The sequence below is a fragment of the Pseudomonas sp. PA-5-4B genome (assembly GCF_021606215.1).
GTDB lineage: Bacteria > Pseudomonadota > Gammaproteobacteria > Pseudomonadales > Pseudomonadaceae > Aquipseudomonas > Aquipseudomonas edaphica.
Genome location: NZ_WKDB01000133.1, coordinates 1 through 3647, shown reverse-complemented (window position 1 = coordinate 3647; position 3647 = coordinate 1). Strand labels below are relative to the sequence as shown.

The window sequence follows — 3647 nt, the reverse complement described above, 5'->3', positions numbered from 1 at the left end:
AACGCCCCCGGTCGAAAGGCCGGGGGCGTTTTTTTATGCCTGATCGTTCCCACGCTCTGCGTGGGAATGCCGCTTGGGACGCTCCGCGTCCCGCTTTTAAGGGCGGACGCAGAGCGTCCAGGGCTGCGTTACCACGCGGAGCGTGGGAACGATCATCAAGAAAGCCAAGAACTGAGTTAACTCAGGCTGAATGAAAAACGCCCCCGGTCGAAAGGCCGGGGGCGTTTTTTTATGCCTGATCGTTCCCACGCTCTGCGTGGGAATGCCGCTTGGGACGCTCCGCGTCCCGCTTTTAAGGGCGGACGCAGAGCGTCCAGGGCTGCATTCCCACGCGGAGCGTGGGAACGATCATCATGATCATCAGAACTTGTCGAGAGTCCGGAAATTGGTCTCGCGCACCACTTCCTTCGGCTTGTACGCACAATACCCCGGCCGCGGCCCGATTTTCGGGTGGTTGCGGCAGGTATCCGGGCGCTTGTCATAAATAGTGCAGAAGCGCGTCTTACGATCCAGGTACAGGCAGTCGTTATTGCTCATGCGCTGCAGGGTGAAAATTTCGGATTTGGAATTGTAGCGCTCGACGATGCCTTCCTTCTGCAAACGCTTGGCGATGTTCTTCGGCGGGTCGCCGCGCTCGAACTCATCGACGATGCCAATGCGGATCAGGTCCTTGATCTTCACCTCGACCGGCAGCGTGCAGCAGCTGGACACGCAGCCACCGCACATGTGGGCGGAATATTTCTGCCAGGTCTCGAGACGGTCGAGTTCAGCGGCGGCGATCAGTTGAGGCTTCATCAAGGTTCCAAGGTGGGGCTGTATCCGGGCGCGCGATCATACCGGGATTGGTGGTTTTTTGAACAATATTTTGCAGATTTCATCTCCAACGGTGCAGGGGAGAAAAGCAGGCACGGCCCCTGCATCAATTTCCAGCAATGGTGAATGAGTTAAAAAACTGCCGAACCAGCACGTCTACCGTCTGTCAGACCGACTAGGCTCTAGCAACTCCTTCAATCTCGCCCGAGGTCGCACCGATGTCTCAGGAACCGCTTGCACGAGAAGCAGAGGTAGCCGCATTCCGCGATGCTGTCTTGACCAAACTTACCTACGCGGTGGGCAAGGACCCGGATCACGCCTTCGACCACGACTGGTTTGAAGCCATCGCCCTGGCCGCCCGCGACCAGATGGTCGACCACTGGATGAACCACACGCGGCGCATCTACCGCAAAGGCCAGAAGCGGGTGTATTACCTCTCGCTGGAGTTCCTGATCGGCCGTTTGCTCTACGACAGCCTGAGCAACCTGGGTGTGTTGGAGATTGCCCGCGAAGCCCTGTCCGAACTGGGCGTGGACCTGGAGCGCATCCGCCTGCTGGAGCCCGACGCGGCGCTCGGCAACGGTGGCCTGGGCCGCCTGGCCGCGTGCTTTATGGAAAGCATGTCGACCCTGGGCATTGCCGGCCACGGCTATGGCATCCGGTATGAACACGGCCTGTTTCGCCAGGCGATTGTCGACGGCTGGCAGCAGGAACAGACCGAACGCTGGCTGGATTTCGGCAACCCGTGGGAGTTCGAGCGGGCCGAGGTGATTTACCCGATCGGCTTTGGCGGCAGCGTCGAAACCCTGGCGGATGCCTCCGGCAAGATGATCCAGGTATGGACGCCCAACGAAACCGTGCGCGCGGTGGCGTACGACACGCCGGTAGTCGGCTGGCGCGGCGCCAGCGTGAACACCCTGCGCCTGTGGCGCGCCCGGGCGGTAGAAGACCTGCACCTGGAGCGCTTCAACGCCGGTGACCACTTGGGCGCCGTCGCCGAAGTGGCTCGCGCCGAAAGCATCTCCCGAGTGCTTTACCCGGCCGACAGCACCGAAGCGGGGCAGGAATTGCGTCTGCGCCAGGAATACTTCTTTGTTTCGGCCTCGCTGCAAGACCTGCTACGCCGCCACAAGAACATGCACGGCTCGGTACTCAGCCTGGGTGAACACGCCGCGATCCAGCTCAACGACACCCACCCGTCCATCGCCGTGGCTGAATTGATGCGCCAACTGGTGGACCTGCATGACATTCCGTGGGAAGCCGCGTGGGATGTCACCGTCGAAACCCTTTCCTACACCAACCACACCTTGTTGCCCGAGGCGTTGGAAACCTGGCCTGTCGGTTTGATGGAACGCATGCTGCCTCGGCATATGCAGATCATCTATCTGATCAACGCCCAGCACATCGACTCGCTGCGCGCCAAGGGCATCCACGATTTCGACGTATTGCGTGCGGTGTCGTTGATCGAAGAAGACAACGGCCGCCGCGTGCGCATGGGTAACCTGGCGTTCCTTGGCTCCCATAGCGTTAACGGTGTGTCCGGTTTGCACACCCAACTGATGCGCAGCACGGTGTTCTCCGAACTGCACAAGCTGTACCCGGAGCGCATCAACAACAAAACCAACGGCATCACCTTCCGCCGCTGGCTGTACCAGGCCAACCCCAAGCTCACCGAGATGCTGGTGGAGGCTCTGGGGCCGGACATCCTCGACACCATGGAAACCCGCCTGACGGAGCTGGAGACCTTCGCCGAGAAGCAGGTGTTCCGCAAAGCCTTCGCCGAACAGCGCCTGCACAGCAAGAGGGCACTGGCCGAGATCATCCACGAGCGCCTGGGCATTTCGGTGAACCCGGCGGCGATGTTCGACGTGCAGGTCAAGCGGATCCACGAATACAAACGCCAACTGCTCAACCTGCTGCACACCGTGGCCTTGTACCAGGCAATCCGCGCCGAGCCAGGCACCGATTGGGTGCCGCGCGTGAAAATCTTCGCGGGCAAGGCGGCGGCCAGCTATCACCAGGCCAAGTTGATCATCAAGCTGACCAACGACATCGCCCGCACCGTGAACAACGACCCGACCGTGCGCGGCTTGCTCAAGGTGGTGTTCCTGCCCAACTACAACGTCAGCCTGGCGGAAAGCATCATCCCGGCGGCGGACTTGTCCGAGCAGATTTCCACGGCCGGTTTTGAAGCCTCTGGCACCAGCAACATGAAGTTCGGCCTCAATGGCGCGCTGACCATCGGCACCATGGACGGCGCCAACGTGGAGATGCACGAGCGCGTGGGCGCCGAGCATATGTTTATCTTCGGCCTCAGCGCCGAACAAGTGGAAGCCCGCAAGCACGCCGGTGAATTCCACGCCGGGCCGGATGTGGCAGCCTCCCATCGCCTTAACGATGTGTTGCAAGCGATCCGCGGCGGGGTGTTCTCGCCGGATGATCCGGGCCGCTATGTGGGCTTGATCGACGGGTTGATCGACTACGACCGTTTCCTGGTGTGCGCCGACTTTGACGCCTACTGGGACGCCCAGGCGCGGGTCGAAGCGCATTGGCACGATTCCAAGGCCTGGTGGCGTTCGGCTGTGCTCAATACGGCGCGCATGGGCTGGTTCAGCTCGGACCGCACCATCCGCGAATACGCCACCGAGATCTGGAAAGCCCTCGACTAAACACCGCAAGACCCCCTGTGGGAGCGGGCTTCTGTGGCGAGGGAGCTTGCTCCCGCTCGGCTGCGCAGCAGTCGCCCGTTTCTGGGGGGGGCGTCCACCCCCAAGGGGGCAAGCTCCCCCCCCCCCAAAACACCTCCCCCCCTAACCTTTTCTCGGTTTATTAAG

At 61.3% G+C, this 3647-nt stretch carries 2 protein-coding genes; one reads left to right on the top strand and one right to left on the bottom strand.

Going from position 1 to position 3647, the window contains the following annotated elements; genetic code table 11:
- Positions 1-360: 360 nt before the first annotated feature.
- A complete protein-coding gene (locus tag GIW28_RS30465) occupies positions 361-795 on the bottom strand; it encodes a YkgJ family cysteine cluster protein (protein WP_053253906.1) in 435 nt (144 codons plus the stop codon).
- A gap of 236 nt (positions 796-1031) precedes the next feature.
- Between GIW28_RS30465 and GIW28_RS30460 the strand changes: the two genes are divergently transcribed.
- Positions 1032-3482, top strand: a complete 2451-nt coding sequence (locus GIW28_RS30460) for a glycogen/starch/alpha-glucan phosphorylase (protein ID WP_017138624.1) — start codon at positions 1032-1034, stop codon at positions 3480-3482.
- Positions 3483-3647 lie beyond the last annotated feature (165 nt).